This is a genomic window from Bradyrhizobium sp. (assembly GCF_030697065.1).
Lineage (GTDB): Bacteria > Pseudomonadota > Alphaproteobacteria > Rhizobiales > Xanthobacteraceae > Bradyrhizobium.
In genome coordinates, this window is sequence record NZ_JAUYQU010000277.1 from 1 (window position 1) to 20981 (window position 20981).

Annotated in this window: 18 protein-coding genes; 11 read left to right on the plus strand and 7 right to left on the minus strand. The window is 63.3% G+C overall.

The genetic code is table 11. The features are described from left to right. Positions 1 to 303 precede the first annotated feature (303 nt). Complete coding sequence (locus Q8R73_RS21535) at positions 304 to 576, plus strand: hypothetical protein (RefSeq protein WP_305721566.1); 273 nt, start codon at positions 304 to 306, stop codon at positions 574 to 576. A gap of 388 nt (positions 577 to 964) precedes the next feature. Here the strand turns inward: Q8R73_RS21535 and Q8R73_RS21540 are convergent, their stop codons facing one another. Further along, the gene (locus tag Q8R73_RS21540) at positions 965 to 1642 is read right to left on the minus strand and encodes a nitroreductase (protein ID WP_305721567.1); all 678 of its coding nucleotides are present in this window, start codon (positions 1640 to 1642) and stop codon (positions 965 to 967) included. Between the two features lie 222 nt (positions 1643 to 1864). Between Q8R73_RS21540 and Q8R73_RS21545 the strand changes: the two genes are divergently transcribed. The 4 genes from Q8R73_RS21545 to Q8R73_RS21560 all read left to right on the plus strand — a co-directional run bounded on the left by Q8R73_RS21545 (position 1865) and on the right by Q8R73_RS21560 (position 6978). Further along, positions 1865 to 3100, plus strand: a complete 1236-nt coding sequence (locus Q8R73_RS21545) for an acyltransferase (protein WP_305721568.1) — start codon at positions 1865 to 1867, stop codon at positions 3098 to 3100. A gap of 181 nt (positions 3101 to 3281) precedes the next feature. Then, positions 3282 to 4235, plus strand: a complete 954-nt coding sequence (locus Q8R73_RS21550; protein ID WP_305721569.1) for an alpha/beta hydrolase — start codon at positions 3282 to 3284, stop codon at positions 4233 to 4235. Between the two features lie 153 nt (positions 4236 to 4388). After that, a complete protein-coding gene (locus Q8R73_RS21555; RefSeq protein ID WP_305721570.1) occupies positions 4389 to 5507 on the plus strand; it encodes a murein L,D-transpeptidase family protein in 1119 nt (372 codons plus the stop codon). Positions 5508 to 5781: 274 nt separating this feature from the next. Next, positions 5782 to 6978: an MFS transporter gene (locus Q8R73_RS21560; protein WP_305721571.1), complete on the plus strand. Its 1197-nt coding sequence runs from the start codon at positions 5782 to 5784 to the stop codon at positions 6976 to 6978. Positions 6979 to 7032: 54 nt separating this feature from the next. Here Q8R73_RS21560 and Q8R73_RS21565 read toward each other — a convergent pair whose 3' ends face one another. After that, positions 7033 to 7476 carry a CBS domain-containing protein gene (locus tag Q8R73_RS21565; protein ID WP_305721572.1) on the minus strand — a complete coding sequence of 148 codons (444 nt, stop codon included), beginning with the start codon at positions 7474 to 7476 and terminating at the stop codon, positions 7033 to 7035. Positions 7477 to 7738: 262 nt separating this feature from the next. Between Q8R73_RS21565 and Q8R73_RS21570 the strand changes: the two genes are divergently transcribed. After that, positions 7739 to 8593, plus strand: coding sequence for a L,D-transpeptidase (locus Q8R73_RS21570; protein WP_305721573.1), 855 nt, complete (start codon positions 7739 to 7741; stop codon positions 8591 to 8593). 197 nt (positions 8594 to 8790) lie between these two features. Here the strand turns inward: Q8R73_RS21570 and Q8R73_RS21575 are convergent, their stop codons facing one another. Continuing rightward, positions 8791 to 9345, minus strand: a complete 555-nt coding sequence (locus Q8R73_RS21575) for an ActR/PrrA/RegA family redox response regulator transcription factor (RefSeq protein WP_305721574.1) — start codon at positions 9343 to 9345, stop codon at positions 8791 to 8793. Between the two features lie 297 nt (positions 9346 to 9642). Then, positions 9643 to 10977 carry an ActS/PrrB/RegB family redox-sensitive histidine kinase gene (locus Q8R73_RS21580; RefSeq protein WP_305721575.1) on the minus strand — a complete coding sequence of 445 codons (1335 nt, stop codon included), beginning with the start codon at positions 10975 to 10977 and terminating at the stop codon, positions 9643 to 9645. A 147-nt stretch (positions 10978 to 11124) separates the two neighbouring features. Here Q8R73_RS21580 and Q8R73_RS21585 point away from each other — a divergent pair, with 147 nt between their 5' ends. From Q8R73_RS21585 to Q8R73_RS21605, 5 genes are all read left to right on the plus strand, one after another. Further along, positions 11125 to 11919: an ABC transporter ATP-binding protein gene (locus Q8R73_RS21585; protein WP_305721576.1), complete on the plus strand. Its 795-nt coding sequence runs from the start codon at positions 11125 to 11127 to the stop codon at positions 11917 to 11919. Further along, on the plus strand, positions 11916 to 12734 hold the full coding sequence (locus Q8R73_RS21590; RefSeq protein WP_305721577.1) for an ABC transporter permease: 819 nt from the start codon (positions 11916 to 11918) through the stop codon (positions 12732 to 12734). The genes Q8R73_RS21585 and Q8R73_RS21590 overlap by 4 nt, the downstream gene beginning before the upstream one ends. Positions 12735 to 12878: 144 nt before the next feature. Continuing rightward, complete coding sequence (locus tag Q8R73_RS21595; protein WP_305721592.1) at positions 12879 to 14207, plus strand: polyhydroxyalkanoate depolymerase; 1329 nt, start codon at positions 12879 to 12881, stop codon at positions 14205 to 14207. A 239-nt stretch (positions 14208 to 14446) separates the two neighbouring features. After that, a complete protein-coding gene (locus Q8R73_RS21600) occupies positions 14447 to 15286 on the plus strand; it encodes a M48 family metallopeptidase (protein WP_305721578.1) in 840 nt (279 codons plus the stop codon). A gap of 30 nt (positions 15287 to 15316) precedes the next feature. Beyond that, positions 15317 to 15940 carry a hypothetical protein gene (locus tag Q8R73_RS21605; RefSeq protein ID WP_305721579.1) on the plus strand — a complete coding sequence of 208 codons (624 nt, stop codon included), beginning with the start codon at positions 15317 to 15319 and terminating at the stop codon, positions 15938 to 15940. Positions 15941 to 15984: 44 nt separating this feature from the next. Here the strand turns inward: Q8R73_RS21605 and Q8R73_RS21610 are convergent, their stop codons facing one another. The 3 genes from Q8R73_RS21610 to Q8R73_RS21620 form a co-directional block, all read right to left on the minus strand. Continuing rightward, a complete protein-coding gene (locus tag Q8R73_RS21610) occupies positions 15985 to 18222 on the minus strand; it encodes a transglycosylase domain-containing protein (RefSeq protein ID WP_305721580.1) in 2238 nt (745 codons plus the stop codon). 120 nt (positions 18223 to 18342) lie between these two features. Continuing rightward, positions 18343 to 19200 carry a universal stress protein gene (locus Q8R73_RS21615; protein ID WP_305721581.1) on the minus strand — a complete coding sequence of 286 codons (858 nt, stop codon included), beginning with the start codon at positions 19198 to 19200 and terminating at the stop codon, positions 18343 to 18345. Between the two features lie 6 nt (positions 19201 to 19206). Then, the gene (locus Q8R73_RS21620) at positions 19207 to 20958 is read right to left on the minus strand and encodes a cation:proton antiporter (RefSeq protein WP_305721582.1); all 1752 of its coding nucleotides are present in this window, start codon (positions 20956 to 20958) and stop codon (positions 19207 to 19209) included. Positions 20959 to 20981 lie beyond the last annotated feature (23 nt).

A 20981-nucleotide genomic window follows, 5' to 3' on the forward strand; every position in this document is an offset into this window, starting at 1 on the left:
GCCGCCGCCGCCCGCGCAGCCTTCAGCACCGCCCGCGCCCGCGGCTTCGGGGACAAGGACTTTTCGGCGATGGTCGATTCGCTGTGTGATCTCGCGGGAATCGAAAAGCCGAGGCTGCCGAAGAAGTAGACGGCCCCACACGCGTCATGCGCGGGCGTGAGAGTGAGCCCATTCTTCGTCATGGCCGGGCTTGACCCGGCCATCCACGCCTTGCCTGCTTGCGCCGTGGCTGATCTGACCGGAACGTGATTGCCGGATTTCCCGGGTTGAGCCTAAAGTCCCCTGCCAATCGGAGGATTTCGCATGCGCATGCTTCTGGCTTCAACGGCCCTTTCCCTTCTGTTCGGGCTTTCGCCCGCCGCTGCCATGTGCGGCGGTGGCGGTCAGCAGGCGTCTGGCGGCATGTGCGGGAAGCCCGCCACCGCCAACAGCTTGAGCGAATGGCCAGACGCCCCCAAGACCCAGGCAGAACCGAAGTCCGGCATGGCCATGGGCGGCTGCCCTTGCTGCCGGAATATGGCGATGATGGACGGCATGAAGCCGGCCGATCCGCACAAGGGCATGGACATGAAATGAGGGTGGCCGCCGTCGGTTCTGACATGATGGGTTCGGTGTTTTACGAGACCCGTCACGGCGCCGGCGGGTTTCGAAACGTAATTCACCCCGACCGTCGTTAGCCCTTCACCGCTGTGACAGCGGTGGATGTTGCCTTGGCCGGTAAGTCCAATGGCGCAGGCGCCTGCGCTTCAGCGGTAAGGACTTTTCGGCGATGGTCGATTCGCTGTGCGATCTTGCGGGAATCGAGAAGCCGAGATTGCCGAAGAAGTAGGTACTCAGGTCGCACGAACGATCACAGACCTCATCCTGAGGAGACGCGCGTCGCGCAGCGCAAGGGCGCTGCCTGACGCGCTCCTCACCATGAGGGACGGGGGTGGGTATCGCTGTCTCTCCCCATCCGGCGCGTCTAGCTCCCGAACCCGACGAACACCGTGGCTTCCTCGACGGATCGTCGTTCGGACACCACCGCATTGGCCGGGAAGCTTTCGTCCGGCCAGCCCAGCGCGATGCTTTTCATGATGACCTGGTCGTCGGCTATGCCGGCGTGCTCGCGCACCACGGGCGACTGCATGATGCCCTGGCTGTTGATCACGGCGCCGAGCCCGCGCGACCAGGCGGCATTCACCAGGGCGGTCGCCACGGCGCCGCAATCGAACGGCGTATCGTCGCTGCCGTCAAGCACGCGGTCATAGGTCACGATCACGCAGACCGGCGCGTCGAATTGACGGAAACCGCGCAGCACCCAATCCTGGCGCTTGTCCTTGTCGTCCCGCGCGATCCCCATCGCGGAGAACAACTGCTTGGCGACCCCGACTTGTCTATCGCGGTGCGGACCCGCAAAGGCCTGGCCGGTGCGAAACTCGCGCGACTGCGGGATGCCCGCCACCATCCGCTCGGTGTTGCCGGCGCGGATCCGGTCCAGCGGTTCGCCGGTGATGACGTAGAAATTCCACGGCTGGGTATTCATCGACGACGGCGCGCGCATCGCCAGACCGATGATTTCCGCAATCAGCTCCTTAGGCACCGGATCGGGCTTGTAGCCGCGGATGCTCCGGCGACCGAGAATGACGTCATCGAACTGCATGTGGTGGGGATTCCCGGATGAGGTGTGAACTGGCCGGGATTTACGCGGTTTCCGGGGTTTGGTGCAAGTTGGGATGGGTTGAGCTCTCCGCCAACATCGTTGACCCAGGCGGCGATTCGGGCATTCGAACCGGCGGCGGTGAAATCGTGACTAACCTCACAGAGCTTGGCGCAAGCATCCAGTATCTGCAACGGGATCGTTTGCTGGATTGGGAGCACTCCCGTGAAGAACCATTTCCCCCTGCTGGATCCGCTGCGCTTCGGGGCTGCCCTCGGCGTCGCCGTTTTTCACCAGATGTTCTGGTCCTGGGCCTGGGTCTCGATCGGCGTCCCGGGCTTCGAGCAACACGTTGCCGCCGATGTTCTGTACCCGTCCGCCGCGCCCTACACCTGGTTCGGCTGGGTGGGTGTCGAAATATTCTTTGTCATTTCCGGCTTTGTGATCGCGAATTCCGCCACCAACTCTTCGCCGAAAGAGTTTCTTCTCGGCCGCGCGCTCAGGCTTTATCCGGCGATCTGGGTTTGCGCCACCGCGACCCTCATCGTTTTGCTTGTCCTCGGTAGCGGACGGGCATCCGAATACATCGTGCCCTACATCCACGCCATGCTGCTGGTACCCAAGGGAGTCGTGGGTGAATGGCTCGACGGCGTCTATTGGACGCTGGCGGCCGAGATGGCATTCTACGGGCTCGTGTTCTGCGCGATGCTTACGAAGAAAGTCACCCTGCGGCACCTGGCCTTCGGCCTCACCATCTACAGCGCGGTGTTCAACGCCGTCGCGTTGCTGGTGCTGTCATGCACGACGCCCTCCGACCTGCCCTATCTCGTGATCCTGATGTTCCGGGTACCGTGCGCGGCATTCCTGTTGACCCATGGCTGCTTTTTCGCGCTGGGCATCTGGCTCTTCATTTCCGCGAACCGGAAATTGACGGCGCTCGAAAGCGTCGCCCTCGCCGTCGCCTGTCTTTCCGGCGCCGCGGAAATCTACTTCTTTGCCTCGTTCTTCCTGACCAGCATTCCCGCCATCTCGGATCAATCGGCCCTCGTGCCGATCATGGTCTGGGCAGCGGCGGTGGGCCTCATTGCCTGGTGCGCGACCAGGAAGCGGCGCCCTGCACCTGCCGTCTCGCGTGAAGCGCCGGCGTACTTCAGAACGCTCGGGCTGATCACCTATCCGCTCTATCTCACCCACAATGTCATCGGCACGGCGATCATTCGTGCCCTGGTCGATGCCGGCCTCGATGCGACCTCGGCGGTGTGGGTCCAGCTCGGCATCCTGGTCCTCGTCTGCTGGTTCATCTGCACGAAGATCGAGCCAGCCATCCGGGGTGCGATGACGCAAACCATCGCGTATTTCGGACAGCTTCCGGAGAGACTGCCGGCTTCCAGGCGCCCGCGGTTTTCCCGGGGTCTGGGCCTTCGGCTGCCCATGCCGGCAAGAATGGCCGCCGCGCAATAACCGGTGCCCTGCCGGACGGAGCGGGGATGGACGGTGGATCCCCATCGCGCTTCGGGTCGTTGTGGGGGCATGATCTTTTCGGAGAGAAGCTTCAGATGTTCCGGATCATGCCCGGTCAGGAAGTGGACTTCGGCCGGTTACCCTCACACGGAAATTTTGCCGGCAAGGCAGGAAGGTTTGCATGAAAGTCACCAGGGACATGGTGAACAGGGATTTGCTCGGCAGCTATGCCCTTGGGCGTATCATGGCGCGCTCCTTTCACACGAGATGGTTCTCGCTGCTCGTGTTCCGCTTCAGTGCGGCCATCCTGCGGGGAAAAAACATCAGAGGACTTGTCTGCCGGGAGCGGCATATTCCGGGCAGAAACGGGGGGCCGCCCATTCGCGTGAGGGTCTATGGGCCGACCGCGGCGATTGGGCCACTGCCGGTCATGCTGTATTTTCACGGCGGCGGTTACGTTCATGGGGTGCCCGAGCAGTTCGGTGCCATCATCAAGGACTTCATCGAGACGGCGCCCTGCATCATCGTCGCGCCGGATTACAGAAAGGCCGTTGAGGCTCCGTACCCGGCCGCATTCAACGACTGCTACGACACCCTGTTATGGGTAAGGGATCATGCGGCTTCCATCGGCGGAAGAACCGACGGGTTCATCGTGTCGGGCCATAGCGCGGGCGGCGGGCTCGCGGCGGCCGTCTCGCTCAAGGCTGCCGAGACCGGCGATGCCAGAATAGCATTTCAAATGCCGCTATATCCGATGATCGATGACCGCCAGAACAGCGCCTCTGCCGTTGGAAACGACGCACCTGTGTGGGATGAGGAAGCCAACAAGCTGGCCTGGTCGCGTTATCTCGATGGCGTGACGAACGTTACGCCTTACGCCGCCGCGGCACGCTGCACGGACTATACCAAGCTGCCGCCGACGATCACCTATGTCGGCAGTCTGGAACCATTTCGGGATGAGACGAAAACCTACGTCGAGAACCTTCGTCGCGCCGATATTCCGGTCGAGTTCGAGGTATTCGACGGGGCTTTTCATGGTTTTGACGTGATGGCGCCGGAAGCTCCCATCAGCAAGCGAGCGAACCGGTTTCTGATGGGGAGTTTTCAAAAGTTTGTTCAGCGGTATTTTCCATAGATCGGTAATTCAGCCGAGTCCGGCCGCCCTGCTGTCTTGAGGTTGACGAAAAGCCCGGAGTTCGTCACCACCTGCACCCATCCGGAGTTTGCCTTACGAAAGCCACCGACTGCAGGCTCCAGATGGCAGAGTTTCCACGTCCGAGGTACAGCAGTGATCCGCGCCATGGTCCGACGTGCACTTGTGCTGACGGCAGTCCTTGCCGCGGGGTTGACGCCGGTCACCTGCCTTGGCGAAGCCAGCAACAACCGGTTGCCGGCCAAGGCAACACAGGAACTCCCGGCCGAGCTGCTCTCGATGCTCCGGCAGAAGCAGATGCCGAAATACTCACCCATCGTTCTGCGCGTTTTCAAGGAAGAGGCGGAGCTCGAAGTCTGGAAGCAGGACACCGCCGGCCGCTTCCAGTTACTCAAGACATATCCGATCTGCCGGTGGTCGGGCGATCTCGGGCCGAAGCTGCAGGAGGGCGACCGGCAGGCTCCGGAGGGTTTCTATAGGGTCACACCTGACTTGATGAATCCCAACTCCAGCTTCTATCTTGCGATCAACCTCGGCTACCCCAACCGGTTCGACAAGGCGAACGATCGCGACGGCAGCTTTCTCATGATCCATGGCGACTGCTGGTCGAGCGGTTGCTATGCCATGACCGACGAACAGATAAGCGAGATCTATTCGCTGGCCCGCGACTCATTCCGCAGCGGCCGGCCCTCGTTCCAGGTCCAGGCCTATCCGTTCCGCCTGACGCCGGCGAATCTGGCGCGGCATCGGAATAATCCGAACATGGCGTTCTGGAAAATGCTCAAGATCGGCAACGATCATTTCGAGACGACGCAACTCGAACCGAAGGTGGATGTGTGCGACCGCCGCTACGTCTTCGATGCGCAACCTCCCCGCAACTCGTCGCGTCCGCTTGTGTTCAACCCCACCGAAAAATGCCCGTCTTTTGTCGTCAATCCGGAAATCGCGCGGCTGGCGCAGGAAAAAACCCGCACCGACGAGCTCGCATACGCGCAATTGCTTGAAGACGACGTGCCGGTTGCCCCCATCTACAGCGGCCTTGACGGCGGAATGAACAAGGCTTTCCAGGCACAGTTTCCGGGCAGGGTGACGCTCGCGAAAGTGATGCCTTATGCTTCTTACCTGCCGCAATTGCCACCGATCCCCTGGGTCGACAACGATGGCTCGTTGACGAGCCAGTGGTTTGGCAATTCGTTCTCCAAAACGATCCTGTGCGATCGGGCTCATGCCAGCTTCCCGTCGAGCCAGTGCTAGTACCTACTATGTGAGAAAGATGAGTCGCTTGCTGCCCATGCTTCGAGACGCTCGCTCCGCTCGCTCCTCAGCATGAGGTTGTTATGTTTCAACAAGTTAACCCTCATCCTGAGGAGGCCACGAAGTGGCCGTCTCGAAGGATGGGCTGCAATACCGATTTGTGATTCCATGTACTAGACGCTTGTCCAGCGTCCACCCTGGGTCATTCGCGTCGACACCCTGCCAGCGGTGCAAGCAATAAGGGGTAAGCCGCCCCCGGAGAGGAAGCGAAAGCGTGAGCAAATCGCCGTTCCGGCGGATGATCGGGGCACCGGATTTCTGGCGTTTATGGTATGTCGGCCTGATCGTCGCCACCGTGCGCTGGCTGGAGACCATCGCGGTCGGGGTTGTCGTCTACCAGCGCACCGAGTCGGCGTTTCTGGTCTCGATGATGACCATGCTCCGGCTGCTTCCCATGGCGCTGTTCGGGGTGTTTCTCGGCGCGCTTGCGGAACGCTACGATCGCGGCCGGACTCTCCTCATCGTCGTGGGGATGATGACCGGCACCTCGGCGGGCCTTGCGGTCCTGGCCGAAACCGGACAACTCGAGATCTGGCATTTCGCGGTCGCGAGTTTCATCAACGGCTGCGGCTGGTGCACCGACAATCCGGTGCGCCGTGTGATGATGGGCGAGGTGGTGGGCCGCGAACAGATGGGCGCGGCCATGTCGCTGGATGTCGGCGCCGGCAATGCAAGCCGCATGGTCGGCCCCGCCATCGGCGGATTCCTGCTCGCCGGCACGGGCATCCAGGGCGCGTTTTTCCTGAGCGTCCTGATGTACGGCACCGCGCTGTGGGCGATCCTCGCCATACGCTCGCGCATTCCCCGCGTCGCGGGCTCCGAAGCCGTGCTGGCGCGGATCGCCGAGGGGTTCGCTCTGGTCCGCACCGACAAGCGGCTGATCGGCGTGCTGGTCGTGACGGTGATCTACAATATCTTCGCGTGGCCCTTCACCAGCATGATTCCCGTCATCGGGCGCGACCGTCTGCATCTGGGTCCGGAAGGCGTGGGCATACTCGCGGCCATGGACGGGATCGGCGCCTTCGTGGGCGCGCTTCTGGTGGGGTTGTGGTCGATCCCGCGATGGTACGGCCGGGTCTATCTCGGCGGCGTCGTCTGCTACCTGGTCACCGTGGTGATTTTCGCGCTGGTGCAAAGTCCCGTACTGGCAGGCGTGGCATTGATCATGACGGGGCTGGGCGGCGCCGGCTTCGCGACGATGCAGGCCACGCTGGTCTATCTTGCCGCGCCACTGCACATGCGCTCGCGCATCCTCGGCATCCTGACCGTCTGCATCGGTACCGGCCCAATCGGCTTCCTGTGGCTGGGCTGGCTCGCGGACCGCATCGGGTCCCACAACGCCGTGGCCCTGACCGGCGCGTTCGGCCTGCTGGCGTTGGCGGCGACCTGGCGCTGGTGGAAGGAAATTTGAGGGTGAAGCAACGGATCGCGGTGCCGCAGCAGCACCCCAGGGCGGATGAGTCTGTCAGCCCCCGGGGCCGTCCCGCATGATGTAGCCCGTCAGGTCGCCCAGATTGTGCTCCAGCTCCCGGATGATGTCCTTGACGACGTCTCCGATCGAGATCACGCCCACGACCTTGCCCGCGTCCAGCACCGGCAGATGGCGAAAACCGCGCGCGGCCATCATGCCCATACAGCTTTCCAGCCGATCGTCCGGCTTGACCGTCACCGGGTTGCCCGTCATCACCTGGCCCACCGGCGTCTGCTTCGCATCGAGCCCGGGCAGCAGCACCTTGATGGCGCAGTCACCCTGGGTCACGATACCGACCAGCACGTCGTCGTCGATGACCAGCACCGACCGAACCCGGTTGTCGCGCATCCGGCGCAGGGCTTCGACGACCATGTCGCCGGAACGAACATGGATCAGGGCGCCGCTCTTCTGGGTTAGAGCGCTTTTGACTGTGCTCATCGATCTTCTCTCGTGGGGCCTGTGGTACCGTATCTTGATGGCCGCCATGGAGGTTAGTCAAACTATCCTGCCTTGTCAGCACGGCGCCGATGTCGCCGGGGACGCCTGCCACCGGTCCCGCCAGCGGGATTTTCACCGCCTCGACGGCGTAGTTGCCGAACAGGCGTTCGGCGTTAACCACCGCTGACAGTTCCAGTCCGGGCACGAAGTTTCTTAAATTTTGCTGGGTACTTCTTCAGGGCGTGGTGACCTGGGGAAAGACATGAGCAAGCGGGCCAAACGTGGCAAGGCGGAGGCCTTCGTCCTGCCAATGCCCGCGAGAGTTGCAATTGGCGTCATCGCCGTCGCCGCATTGGGATACGGTTTGTCGTCTCGCCCCGGGAGCGTGCAACCGGTACGGAAGCCGTCCGCGCCCCAGGCCCATGCGTCGTCGACCCCGGTCTATGTGGCGCCTCCGGTTCGTGCATCGGCCGCGGCTCCGATTCCGGCCCCCGCGCCGCTGGTCGAACCACCAAGGGCTGCCGAGGGTCCCGGAGCACTTGCGCGGCAGGTGGTTGACTATGCCAGCCGCCAGACTCCGGGCACCGTGATCATCGATACCGGCAACACATTCCTTTATTTCGTTCTGAACGACAGGCAGGCGATGCGCTACGGCATCGGTGTCGGCCGCGAAGGCTTCACATGGTCGGGTGAGCAGACCGTGGCCCGCAAGGCCGAATGGCCGGATTGGCATCCGCCCGCGGAGATGGTCTCGCGTCAGCCTTACCTGCCGCGGTTCATGGCGGGCGGTCCCGGCAATCCGCTCGGCGCGCGCGCGATGTATCTCGGCGAAACCGAGTATCGAATTCACGGCACCAACAACCCGGATACGATCGGCAAGCGGGTTTCCTCCGGCTGTATCCGGCTGACCAATGACGACGTCGTGGACCTCTATGAACGGGTGAAAGTCGGAGCGAAAGTAATCGTGCTTCCGGCAACCGCTGCCCGTCGACCATCCCGGGGAGCACCGCCCGACGCCGCTTTCCGATCGCCGGACCCGGCATTGCCGTCGAACCGGCCCGCGGCAACGAACGCGCAGATGCTTTCATCTGGAGCGAAGATCGCCGAGGTCAAGTAACTCGGTCCTCGGTCCTTGCTCTGCAACATTCGGATCGCCGCTTAAGTCAGGTCCGGGCACTTACGGACATGGCACATGGATCGCTGGATGCCCGCTTCAGGGTAAGGCCGACATCGCAAAGCGCTCGCGCGCATTGTCGGGAGGCCTCATTGGGGACCGCGGATCAAATCCCTTGCGCGTTAAGCAATGACCGCGCGTTAACGCGGCGCGCGCTTCGCCAAAATCCGCTGCAGCGTCCGCCGATGCATATTGAGCCTTCGCGCCGTCTCCGAAACGTTGCGGTTGCACATCTCGTAGATGCGCTGGATATGCTCCCAGCGCACGCGGTCGGCGGACATCGGGTTGTGCGGAAGCTCGGATTTCTCGGTGCCGCTGGCCAGCAATGCTGCGACGACGTCGTCGGCGTCGGCGGGTTTCGACAGATAATCCACCGCGCCCATCTTCACCGCGGTCACGGCGGTGGCGATGTTGCCGTAGCCGGTCAGCACGATGGCGCGGGCGTCGGGGCGCTTGCGCTTCAGCGCCGCCACCACGTCGAGGCCGTTGCCGTCGCCGAGCCGCAGGTCCACCACCGCGAAGGCGGGGGCGGCCTTGCCGATCTGCTCCAGGCCCTCGGACACGCTGTCGCAGGAGGTCACGGTGAAGCCGCGGGTTTCCATCGCGCGCGACAGCCGTTCCAGGAACGGCTTGTCGTCTTCCACGATCAGGAGCGAGCGGTCGGCCTGGTCGGTCAGTTCGGCATTGGCGTTCAAGGTGCTGATATCCCTTTGTGGCGGATACTATACATATGGCGCGGCAATGGCCGACTGCCAAGGCAGTGTCAGACCGATTTAATAATCGTCTCTGCGCGGCGGTGCGGTTTCGGTCGGTCGCATGCGGATGCGGTTTACCTCTCCCCGGCGGGGAGAGGTCGATTTGCGCAGCAAATCGGGTGAGGGGGGTGCGGCCCTCATGAAAGACCGTAACCCCTCACCCGGCGCTGCGCGCCGACCTCTCCCAAAGGGAGAGGTGTCGGGTGCTGCTCCAGCTCAACTCAATCTCATCGCGCGCTAAGTCGCTGCTTCATCTGATATTTCGCCGCCTTCGGTGGCCTCGAAGCGGCTCCGCGGCCAGGCGATCTGGACCACCGCGCCATGGTCCGGAAAGGTGCGGTTGCGGAACGAGACCCTGGCGCCGGTGCGCTCCAGCAGCGTGCGGGCGATGAATACCCCGAGTCCGAGACCCCGCCGCCCGCCGTGGGGATCGTCGCTGCCGCGCCGGCGCGACAAATAGGGCTCGCCGATCCGCTTCATGATCTCGGGCGCGAACCCCGGTCCGTCGTCGGAAATCACCAGCTCGACCGTCTCGTTATTCCACCACGCTTCCACTTCCACCGTCTTGCGGGCGAAATCGACCGCATTCTCCAGGATGTTGCCGACGCCGTAGAGGATCGCCGGATTGCGGGTGCCGACCGGCTCGCTGGCCGCCGCCACCGCGATCCGGATCTTGATCGCGACGCCGAAATCGCGATGCGGCGCCACTAGTTCCTCGATCAGCGTCGACATCGGCATGCGGTCGAACGGCGCGCCGGTCGCGGACAGCTGCGTGATCTTGCCCAGGATATCGCGGCAGCGCTGGGTCTGTTCGCGCAGGGTCTTGACGTCGGAGGCGAGCGGGCCGTCGGCGGGAACGGTCTTCTCCAGTTCGCGCGCGATCAGGAAGATGGTCGCAAGCGGCGTGCCGAGCTCATGCGCGGCGGCGGCGGCGAGGCCGTCGAGCTGGGTCAGATGCTGCTCCCGGGTCAGCACCAGTTCGGTGGCGGCCAGTGCGTCGGAAAGCTTGCGGGTGTCCTCGGTGACCTGGATCGCATAGAGGCTGGTGACGCCGATCGCGAGCAGGATCGAGAGCCAGACCCCGAACAGATAGACCGGCGGCAGCGCCACGGGTTCGTCGCCCTCCCACGGCAGCGGCAGATGGAAGAACACCAGCGCGGCGGCGCAGGCCACCGCAAGCACGCCGAGCGCGATGGTCAGCCTCGTCGGCAAAGCCGTCGCCGAGATCAGGACCGGGGCCAGGAACAGAAACGCGAACGGATTCTGCAGGCCGCCAGTGAGAAACAGCAATGCCGCCAGTTCCAGGATGTTCAGCGCCAGCAACGCCGCCGCATAGACCGGCTCCAGCCGCTGCATCGGGTTGAAGGCGATCTGCAGTCCCAGATTGAGGGCTGCGGACAGGCCGATCACGGTGAGGCAGGGCACCACTTCGAAGTCGAATTCGAGCCCGTGCGCCACGATGAAAATGGCGGCGAGCTGGCCGAGCACGGCGAGCCAGCGCAGCCGCAGGATGGTATCCAGACGGACATGGCGGCGCGGATGGCGGAAATCGGAGGCTGCGACGTCGGTCATTCCGGCAGCTTAGCCGCGCGGCGGGGCGACCACAAACTGGTATTAAATTACCACAAATGGGCATTGCATGGGGTTGTTTTCGATATTTTGGTGGAAGCCGGCGCCAGCCTTGCGCTTGCGGCCACGATGGCTCAATGAACGGCCCGCATGATGCCTGACGACGCCGCACCGTCCGACGTGCCCGCAACCGGTCCGGCCGGCTCCGCGGCGATCGAGGTCGCGAATCTGGTCAAGATCTACAAGACCGCCCGCGCCGTCGACGACGTCTCGTTCGCCATCGCGCGCGGCAGCATCACCGGGCTGCTCGGCGGCAACGGCGCCGGCAAGACCACCACCATCGCCATGATCATGGGACTGGTGCTGCCGACCTCGGGGCGGATCCAGGTGCTGGGCTGTGCGATGCCCGGGCAGAGCGCCGAGGTGCTGGGGCGGATGAATTTCGAAAGCCCCTATGTCGACATGCCGATGCGGCTCACGGTGCGGCAGAACCTCACCGTGTTCGGCCGGCTCTATGACGTCGGCAACTTGCGCCAGCGCATCGAGCAACTCGCCGCCGATCTCGATCTCGGCGACTTCCTCGACCGCGCCAATGGCAAGCTTTCCGCCGGGCAGAAGACCCGCGTTGCGCTGGCGAAAGCACTGATCAACCAGCCCGAGCTGTTGCTGCTGGACGAACCGACGGCCTCGCTCGATCCCGATACCGCGGACTGGATCCGGCAGCATCTGTTGACCTACCGCAAGACCCACGGCGCCACCATCCTGCTGGCCTCGCACAACATGCTGGAAGTCGAGCGGCTGTGCGACCGCGTCATCATCATGAAGCGCGGCCGGGTCGAGGACGACGACAGTCCCGACAACATCATGACCCGCTACAACCGGACGACGCTGGAGGAAGTGTTCCTCGACGTCGCGCGCGGCCGCCAGCAGGAGGGCGCGTCATGAGCACGCTGGTGCTGCCCGGCGGGATCGCGCCGCATCGCATCCAGGCGATGATCCTGCGCTACTGGTATTTGCTGCTGTCGTCGTGGCCGCGGCTGCTGGAACTGATCTACTGGCCGGCGCTGCAGATCATCACCTGGGGGTTCCTGCAGAACTACATCTCGCAGAATGCCGGCTTCTTCGCCCAGGCCGGCGGCACCCTGATCGGCGCGGTGATCCTGTGGGACATCCTGTTTCGCGGCCAGCTCGGCTTCTCGATCTCCTTTCTCGAGGAGATGTGGGCGCGCAATCTCGGCAACCTGATGATGAGTCCGCTGAAGCCGATCGAGTTCCTGATCGCGCTGATGATCATGAGCCTGATCCGGCTGGCGATCGGCATCGTTCCGATGACGCTGCTGGCGATGATCTTTTTCGACTTCAACGTGCTCGGCTTCGGGCTGCCGCTGATCGCGTTCTTCTGCAATCTGATCTTCACCAGCTGGTCGCTCGGGATCTTCGTTTCCGGGCTGGTGCTGCGCAACGGTCTCGGCGCCGAGAGCATCGTCTGGACGCTGATGTTCGGGGTGATGCCGCTCGCCTGCGTCTATTACCCCGTCACGGTGCTGCCGGACTGGCTGCAATATGTCGCCTGGATGCTGCCGCCGACCTATGTATTCGAAGGCATGCGGGCGCTGATGATCGACAAGGTGTTCCGCGCCGACCTGATGATATCGGCGCTGGCGATCAACGCCGTGCTGTTTATTGCATCATTTGCGGGATTTCTTGCCCTTTTGCGCAGCGCCCGGCGCCAGGGCTCGCTGATCCAGAGCGGCGAATAAATTCACTTATCCCAAGGAAATCCGGGGAATTTGCGGACCTTTAGCGTTTCCGGCACGTAGATATACCGGTCCGCGCATTGACGCTTAATTACGCATTCGGCAGTATGCTGCGATGCAAGATGGGATTGAGGAATAGATATGCCGATGCCGATTGGTGAATTTGGCGCGCCCCCGCCCCTGGTGGTCGAAGGCAGTCCGGCGCAGACGACGCCGATGTACTGGATGTACGAAATGGGACAGGCGTCGCTCAACCCGGCGCGCGCGCTGACCGACGCCACCAAGATCCTGTTTCAGAATCCGCTCAATCCGTGGTCGCACACCCAATTAGGCAAATCGATCGCCGCCGGCTGCGAACTGTTCGAGCGGACCACGCGCCGTTACGGCAAGCCGGAATGGGGCCTCAACGATACCGAGGTCAATGGCGTGCGCACGCCGATCGAAATCCGCACCGTGTGGGAAAAGCCGTTCTGCCGCCTGTTGTACTTCGATCGCCAGCTGACCCGTCCGCTGCGCAGCCCGCAGCCGCGGGTGCTGATCGTGGCGCCGATGTCGGGCCATTACGCCACGCTGCTGCGCGGCACCGTCGAAGCCTTCCTGCCGACCCACGAGGTCTACATCACCGACTGGTCCGATGCGCGGATGGTGCCGCTGACCGAAGGCCGCTTCGATCTCGACGATTACGTCGATTACGTCATCGAAATGCTGCAGACGCTCGGCAACAACATGCATGTGATCGCGGTGTGCCAGCCCTCGGTGCCGGTGGTGGCGGCGGTTTCCGTGATGGAGGCCGAGCGCGATCCCTTCGTTCCCGTGTCGATGACGCTGATGGGCGGCCCGATCGATACCCGCCGCAATCCGACCGCCGTCAACAATCTGGCGGCCGAGAAGGGCATCGACTGGTTCCGCAGCCATGTCATCACCAAGGTGCCGTTTCCGCATCCCGGCGTGATGCGCGACGTCTATCCGGGCTTCCTGCAGCTGTCGGGCTTCATCAGCATGAATTTCGATCGCCACAAGGACGCCCACAAGGCGCTGTTCAACAACTTGGTCAAGGGTGACGGCGACCTGGTCGACAAGCACCGCGATTTCTATGACGAGTATCTCGCCGTCATGGACCTGACCGCGGAATATTATCTGCAGACGGTCGACACCGTGTTCGTCAAGCATGCGCTGCCCAAGGGCGAGATGACCCATCGCGGCAAACTGGTCGATCCGTCGAAGATCTCGCGCGTGGCGCTGATGACGGTCGAAGGCGAGAACGACGACATTTCGGGTATCGGGCAGACCGAGGCGACGCATGCGCTTTGCAGTTCGATTCCCGACCATCGCCGGGTGCATTACGTGCAAAAGGGCGTCGGCCATTACGGCGTCTTCAACGGCTCCCGCTTCAAATCGGAAATCGTGCCGCGCATTTCAGATTTCATGCTGTCGGCGGCGAGCAGGAAGCCTGCGTTGGTCGCCGCGGCGGAATAAATGTCGATCGAGCCGCGGCAAAGGCGAGATCGCGGCTCGCTCGGTGAAGGTGGCGTTGATTCGCGCGATCGATAACCCTCTGAATTGATGCAAGGAAAACCGGATTCGCGGCTTCTTGAAAGAATGAGTTTGGTTTCATTTTTTCAAGGTCGCTTCGAGGGTCGGTTCCCTCCAAAATATTTGGTTCCAGCCCCATCCTGTAGGGTCCGAACCGCGGTTTGCCCCTGTATATTGGGCAAATGATTTGTTTTTGCGCCGAGCGATTTCACTGGCGGCGGATGTGGCAGAATCCGGGCGAACTCTTGCTCCCCGGACTTGCACATATGGCTACTCGCGCGCTCCTTTATCGGCGGCCTGCCGAACCCTCTCGACTTCTCGTCAAGCACGGCTCGCAAATCTATTCGATCCGGCTGCGCCGGCACCGCCGCGCGCGGCGTTACACCCTGCGTATTCATCCCAGCGACCGCGAAGCCATCCTCACCATGCCGCCGCGCGGCACCATCGCCGATGCCAAGGATTTTGCACAGCGTCACGGCGGCTGGATCGCCGCGCGCCTCGGCCGGTTGCCGAAGGCAGCACCTTTTCTTCCGGGTACCGTGGTGCCGTTGCGTGGCGTTGCGCACAAGATCGTGCATCGCGCCGGCGTAAGGGGCACCGTGTGGACCGAAACCCGCGACAGCGGCGAGCGGATCATCTGCGTCGCCGGCGGCGCCGAACATATCGAGCGCCGCGTGGCCGATTACTTGAAGCGCGAAGTGCGCAACGATCTGCAAAAGACCACGCAAGCCTATGCCGAGGCGTATGGCGTCAAGGTGAAGCGGCTGTCGATCCGGGACCAGTCGAGCCGATGGGGTTCCTGTACTTCGGCCGGTTCACTGTCGTTTTCGTGGCGCCTGATCCTGGCGCCGCCCTACGTGCTGGATTATCTCGCCGCCCATGAAGTGGCGCATCTGGTCGAGATGAACCATTCGGCACGGTTCTGGCGGGTGGTCGCCCGCGAATGTGCCCATGTCGAGCGCGCCAAGACCTGGCTCGACACCCACGGCAACGACCTGCATCGCTACGGGATCCAGGACTAGCTAAGGCGCATCGTTCACACCGTAACGGTGGTGCAGCGGGACATTGCCGGCAATACCGGCGCTCCCGGCAGCCTGACATTCACCCTCGACACTGCGGCGCCGCATGTGACGGGGCTTACCGCGTCGCCTGCGAACGGCAACAATATTGCGGGTTCGACGATCGACTTCGCGCTGGCATTCAACGAGGCCGTCGGATTGAGCGGCGGTACGCCGGAACTGACGCTGAACACCGGCGCGACCGCGGACTATGATGCCGCGGGCACGGCGGCCTTGAACGACGCGCAGAAGCTCGCGTTCGAATATCTGGTGTCATCCGGCGACCCAAGGACCCAATCGCTGGCGGTCACCGGCTTTGTCGCGCATGGCGCGGCCGTCGAGGATCTCGCCGGCAACTCTGCCGATCTGACCGGTGTCGCCGCGACATTCAACGGGCTCTCTGTCAACAATCCCGGCGGCACCTTGGTGCCGGCCTATACGCTGAACGGGTTTACGCGGCCCGCGCTCTTGCTCGACCCTTCCGGGCACATCATCCTCGATGAAGCCGCGGCGCAGTTTTCGGAGGCGTACGGCACCAAGGCCCTCTATCTGGGTCTGCCGGCGTCGACTCCCTACCCGCCGGTTGCCGATATCCATTCGGACTTCCATCTGCTCTGAGCGGCGGCAATGGGTCGGCCGGGCCGTCCGGGCAGCGGAAAGGCCTATCGTCCAAACAGTCGGTCCACCAGCCAGCCGTCCAGACCTGCCGCCGCCTCGGGACGCGCGGAGGGGTTGGATGCGCGCGTCGGCGTCGGCGGACGATATGCGTTGCCCGGCGGGATCGGCGCCGGCGGTTGCGAAGATGCCGCTTGCGCGGACGGTGCGGGGGGCGCGCTGGCTTGCGATGCGGACTCGATCAGGTTGGTCAGGAAGCCGCCCTGGCGCGCGCTCGGCAGCGCCGCCACCGGCACGCCCTGGTGGGCTGTGCGCATGAAGCGCGTCCAGATCTCGACCGGTAGTCCGCCGCCTGTCGCCTTTTTGGTCGGCGAGTTATCGTCGTTGCCGAGCCAGACGCCGGTCACCAGATTGGCGGTATAGCCGATGAACCAGGCGTCGCGGAAATCCTGGCTGGTGCCGGTCTTGCCGGCGGCGGTCCAGCCCGGGATTTCCGCCTTGCGCGCGGTGCCCGAGAGCAGTGTTTCCCGCATCATGCTGTTCATCATGGCGACATGGCGCGGCTCGATCACCTGGCCGAGCTGGTCCGCAGGCCTGACATACAACACCTTGCCTTCGGCGGTGCGGATCCGGGTCACGACATGCGGCGTCGACCCCCGGCCGCCATTGGCGAACGGCGCATAGGCGCCGACCAGTTCGTTGAGCGAGACCTCCGAGGTGCCGAGCGCGATCGAGGCATTGGCTTCGAGCTTCGAGGAAATGCCGAGCCGGTGCGCGGTGCGCGCCACATTCCTGGCGCCGACCTCCAGTCCCAGCCGCACCGCCACCGTGTTGAGTGACATCGCCAGCGCCTGCGTCAGCGTCACCGAGCCGAAATACTCGTGGGTGTAGTTCTCCGGCCTCCAGCCCTTGACGTCGAGCGGCGCGTCCTGCCGGATCGTTTCCGGCGTCAATCCGGCTTCGATCGCGGTCAGATACACGAACGGCTTGAACGCCGAGCCGGGCTGGCGTTTCGCCGTGACCGCGCGGTTGTACTGGCTCTCGGCGTAATTGCGGCCGCCCACCATGGCGCGCACCGCGCCGTCAGGCGTCATCGCCACCAGCGCGCCCTGGCTGACGTTGAATTTGACGCTCTTTGCCGCGAGCTCGTCGATGATGGAGGCTTCAGCCAGGCTTTGAAGCTTCGGATCGATCGAGGTTTCGACCACGATATTCTGGTCGACCTGGCCGATCAGATCGTCGAGCACTTCGCCGATCCAGTCCGCGACATAATTGACGGTGCCGGCACCCACCGCTTTCACATGGGTGGAGGGCTGCCCGATCGAGGCTTTCGCCTGCGCCTCGGTGATCAATTTGGCGTCCGCCATCGCCGCCAGCACAATCTGGGCGCGTTTCTCGGCGCCTTCCGGATTGCGGTTCGGCGCCAGCCGGGAGGGTGATTTGACCAGCCCCGCCAGCATCGCAGCCTCGGCAATCGTGACGTTCCTGGCGGATTTGCCGAAATAGCGCTGGGCCGCGGCCTCCACGCCATAGGCGCCGGAGCCGAAATAGACCCGGTTCAGATAAAGTTCGAGAATCTCGTTCTTGGAGTGCTTGCGCTCCAGCCACAGCGCCAGTTCGACTTCCTGCAGCTTGCGCATGAAGGTGCGCTCCTGGGTCAGGAACAGGTTCTTGGCGAGTTGCTGGGTCAGCGTCGAGCCGCCCTGCGAGACGCCGCGATGCAGGACATTGGCCACGGCGGCGCGCGCGATTCCGATCGGATCGATGCCGTAATGCGAGTAGAACCGGCGGTCCTCGATGGCGATGAACGCCTTCGGCAGATGCGGCGGCAGGTCCTTCAACGAGACATTGGCGCCGACCATTTCGCCGCGGGTCGCCAGTACGCTGCCGTCGAAGCCTGTAATCTGAATTGTCGGCGGCCGTTTTGGAATCTCGAGTGACTGGATCGCCGGCAGATGCGCGCCGACCCAGATCACGACGCCGACTGCCGCGATCACCGCCCAGAGGCCCAGCACGGCGCCCCAATAAACCAGGCGGCCGAGGCCGCTGCGGGAGCGGGTCCTGGAGTTGCGCTTGCGGCTCGCTGTCTTGGCGCGCGGTTTGCGCTCGCGCGGCTCATCGTCGCAGGCATCTCCGGCTTTGCGTTTTGGGGAAGGCTTCTTCTTCGGCGCGTCGTCGCTGCTGGCCACGCGGTCCTGCGGGCCGAGGCGCAGTTCGCTCAACGATGCCGCGAGCCCGAATTGCGGCTCCTTGCGTCCGCTGCTCTTTTTCCGTCCCCACGCCATACGCCAACGTCGTCCACACCGGTCCTGCCGCACGCTAGCGGCCGGGATTTAAGGGCCGGTTAGCGAAAGGTTAACGCGGGATTAGGAGATGCACCGGTGCCAGGCAACGCAACGGCCCGCTCAACGCATGGGCGGTACGGCAAGGATATCAACGTCGACGCTGCGCAGGACCTCCTCGGCGACGCTGCCAAGCAGCATTTTCGCGATGCCGGAGCGGCCATGAGTACCGATCACGACAAGGTCAGGCATCGATTCCTGCACGACCCGGGATATCACTTCGAACGCACCCCCTTCTTCGATGCGGTACCCCCACCGTTGGCCGTGAATCTCATTTGCCGTCAAGAAGGCCTTAAGCTCTTCAATCGCCTGAAGACGCTCGCTGGCGATGTATTCGCTGATCCGTTCGCTGGACGCATCCGCGACGAACAGCTTGCCTCGGGCCGGCGCAATAAAGGCATGGATGATGGTAACGGAGGAATCGCCGATCAACCCCAAAGCGACGCCTGTTTGGATCGCTTGCGCCGAAGGCACGGACAAGTCGACGGCGCCGAGCACATGCCGATAGGAATGCGTCACCTCCTTGTTCACCATCAGCACGGGATAGGGGCCCGTGCGGATGACGCGCTCGATGGTGGTCCCGACGAATGTATCGCGCAACAGCTGTTTGCGGTGCGTTCCCATCACGATGAGGTCGGCTGACGCGCTCTTCGCAGTGTGCAGGACGCCATCGAACGCTTCTCCGGTTGCGACCACCGCGCTGCAACGGACGCCCTGCAGCTCGGCAACCGAGCCAATCTGTTCATTCAGGAAATTGCCTGCCTCGCGGCGTTCGAGATCGACCAATGATTCGGGCTGGTCATCGTCCACAACATGAACAAGCGTGAGCTTGGCCTCCCACTGTCGAGCCAAGAGGCCGGCGCGCCGTATCGCCCGCTGTGACCGAGTGGAGAAATCCGTCGCCGCCACTATTGTTTTCATCAGGTGTTATCTCCAGTGCCCGGTCGGCTCGCCGACATTCGAACGCGTTGCTGCTGTGACTTGCGTCGTGACGCTCCGCAAATTGCCGTCGAGTTCGAGCAGCTCCGCAGCCCGTGTCGCCGCGTCGGCGAAGGGGGACAGGACGATGTCGGCGCCGGCGTCGATCACGCGTCGGCTATCGATCTGATCGTGACTTCGCACGGCAATGCGTCCCTTGAAGCCGATGCGTCTTAGAACGCCCGTGAGAATGAGCTGGGTGTCTTCCTCCAGTGTTCCGGGGATCGACGGGGGCGTGGCGATGATGACGCAGGAGACCCCTCCCAGAGGAAGTGAAATCGGAAACTCCGGGTCGGTCGCGTCGCCGAAGGTGCCAGGAAGTCCCCGCGCCCTCCAGCGGGCGAGTGCCTCAGGATCGAAGTCGACCCCCAGAACGCGTCGACCGTGGTCGTGGAGAACCTGCCCCAACGCGCTACCATATCGGCCCAGGCCAAACAGGATCATGTCGAAATCCTTCTGTGGCGCGATAACGGCCTGCTCGCTATCGGCGATCTTCCGCTCGAATGGACCCAGCAGCGGCTCCAGAATGCGGTATACTTCGTGTGAGTAGATGATCATGTAGGTCGAAAGCGTGATCGTGACGAGGCCGACAAGCGTCACCAGGCTGACGGCCTCCTGGCGAACGTGACCAAGGGTAAGCCCCATGGCGATAAAAATCAGCGAGAACTCGCTGATCTGCGCGACCGTGAGTCCGGCGAGGAAGCCGGTTCGCTTGCGGTAACCCATGGCGCCCATGATCGCCAGCACGATCAACGGGTTTCCGATCAGGACAAAAATCGAAAGGACCAGAGCCGGGATGGCCTGACCGCCCAGAACTTCGAGGTTGAGCCGGGATCCCAGCATCAGAAAGAAGAACAACAACAGAAAGTCGCGCAGGCTTGCGAGGCGCGATGTGATGGCGTCACGGAACGATGTGGATGCCAGGGAAATTCCGGCCAGCAATCCGCCCAGCTCCTTTCCGAGGCCTATCCAGTCGGCGACGGCAGCGAGCAGGACCGCCCATGTCAACGCTGACGTGACGAGTAGCTCGGGGTGCCGCGCAATCCGCGAGACCAGCGGCTCGGCCGCAAATCGCATGAACAGTCCGAGCCCCGCGAGCAGCACCAGGCTGCTGCCCAACACCGCCGGCATGCTCAAGCCGGCCGGATTTCCGCCGGCGCCGAGTCCGAACGACGAAAGAGCGACCATCGCCACGACCACAACGATGTCCTGGACGATGAGGAATCCAATTGCGATGCGGCCGTGCAGCGAATCCACTTCGCGCTTGTCGGTTAGAAGCTTGACGATGATGATCGTGCTTGAGAACGTCAGCGCGATCGCGACGTAAACGCTTGTCAGGACGTCGAGTCCGAGCCCCAGACAGATCGCGAACCCGACCAGGGAAGTGAAAGCGACCTGTCCGAGGCCGGTCGCTGCGGCGACTCTGCCGAGCGAACGGATGATGTGCAGGTCGAGCTTGAGCCCTATCATGAAAAGCAGAACGGCGACTCCGATATCGGCCAGCACATTGAGATGGCCGGTCGATCGGATCAGGTCCAGCACACCCGGCCCCGCAGCAATGCCGGCAGCGATGAACGCGATCAGAAGCGGCTGCTTCAGCAGCACGCCGACGATGCCGGCGGTGCTCGCGATCGCCAGAATGACAGCCATTTCATAAAAGACCGCGATATGGCCACCCGGCAAGACTGCCTCCTTGTTCACCCGCTCCGATGCAGCGCGGCCGG

Bases quoted from the DNA above. Each gene is read 5' to 3' on its own strand.
- Q8R73_RS21535 (WP_305721566.1), top strand. From the start codon at position 304: ATGCGCATGCTTCTGGCTTCAACGGCCCTTTCCCTTCTGTTCGGGCTT.
- Q8R73_RS21540 (WP_305721567.1), bottom strand. From the start codon at position 1,642: ATGCAGTTCGATGACGTCATTCTCGGTCGCCGGAGCATCCGCGGCTAC.
- Q8R73_RS21550 (WP_305721569.1), top strand. From the start codon at position 3,282: ATGAAAGTCACCAGGGACATGGTGAACAGGGATTTGCTCGGCAGCTAT.
- Q8R73_RS21565 (WP_305721572.1), bottom strand. From the start codon at position 7,476: ATGAGCACAGTCAAAAGCGCTCTAACCCAGAAGAGCGGCGCCCTGATC.
- Q8R73_RS21570 (WP_305721573.1), top strand. From the start codon at position 7,739: ATGAGCAAGCGGGCCAAACGTGGCAAGGCGGAGGCCTTCGTCCTGCCA.
- Q8R73_RS21580 (WP_305721575.1), bottom strand. From the start codon at position 10,977: ATGACCGACGTCGCAGCCTCCGATTTCCGCCATCCGCGCCGCCATGTC.
- Q8R73_RS21585 (WP_305721576.1), top strand. From the start codon at position 11,125: ATGATGCCTGACGACGCCGCACCGTCCGACGTGCCCGCAACCGGTCCG.
- Q8R73_RS21590 (WP_305721577.1), top strand. From the start codon at position 11,916: ATGAGCACGCTGGTGCTGCCCGGCGGGATCGCGCCGCATCGCATCCAG.
- Q8R73_RS21595 (WP_305721592.1), top strand. From the start codon at position 12,879: ATGCCGATTGGTGAATTTGGCGCGCCCCCGCCCCTGGTGGTCGAAGGC.
- Q8R73_RS21600 (WP_305721578.1), top strand. From the start codon at position 14,447: ATGATTTGTTTTTGCGCCGAGCGATTTCACTGGCGGCGGATGTGGCAG.
- Q8R73_RS21610 (WP_305721580.1), bottom strand. From the start codon at position 18,222: ATGGCGTGGGGACGGAAAAAGAGCAGCGGACGCAAGGAGCCGCAATTC.
- Q8R73_RS21615 (WP_305721581.1), bottom strand. From the start codon at position 19,200: ATGAAAACAATAGTGGCGGCGACGGATTTCTCCACTCGGTCACAGCGG.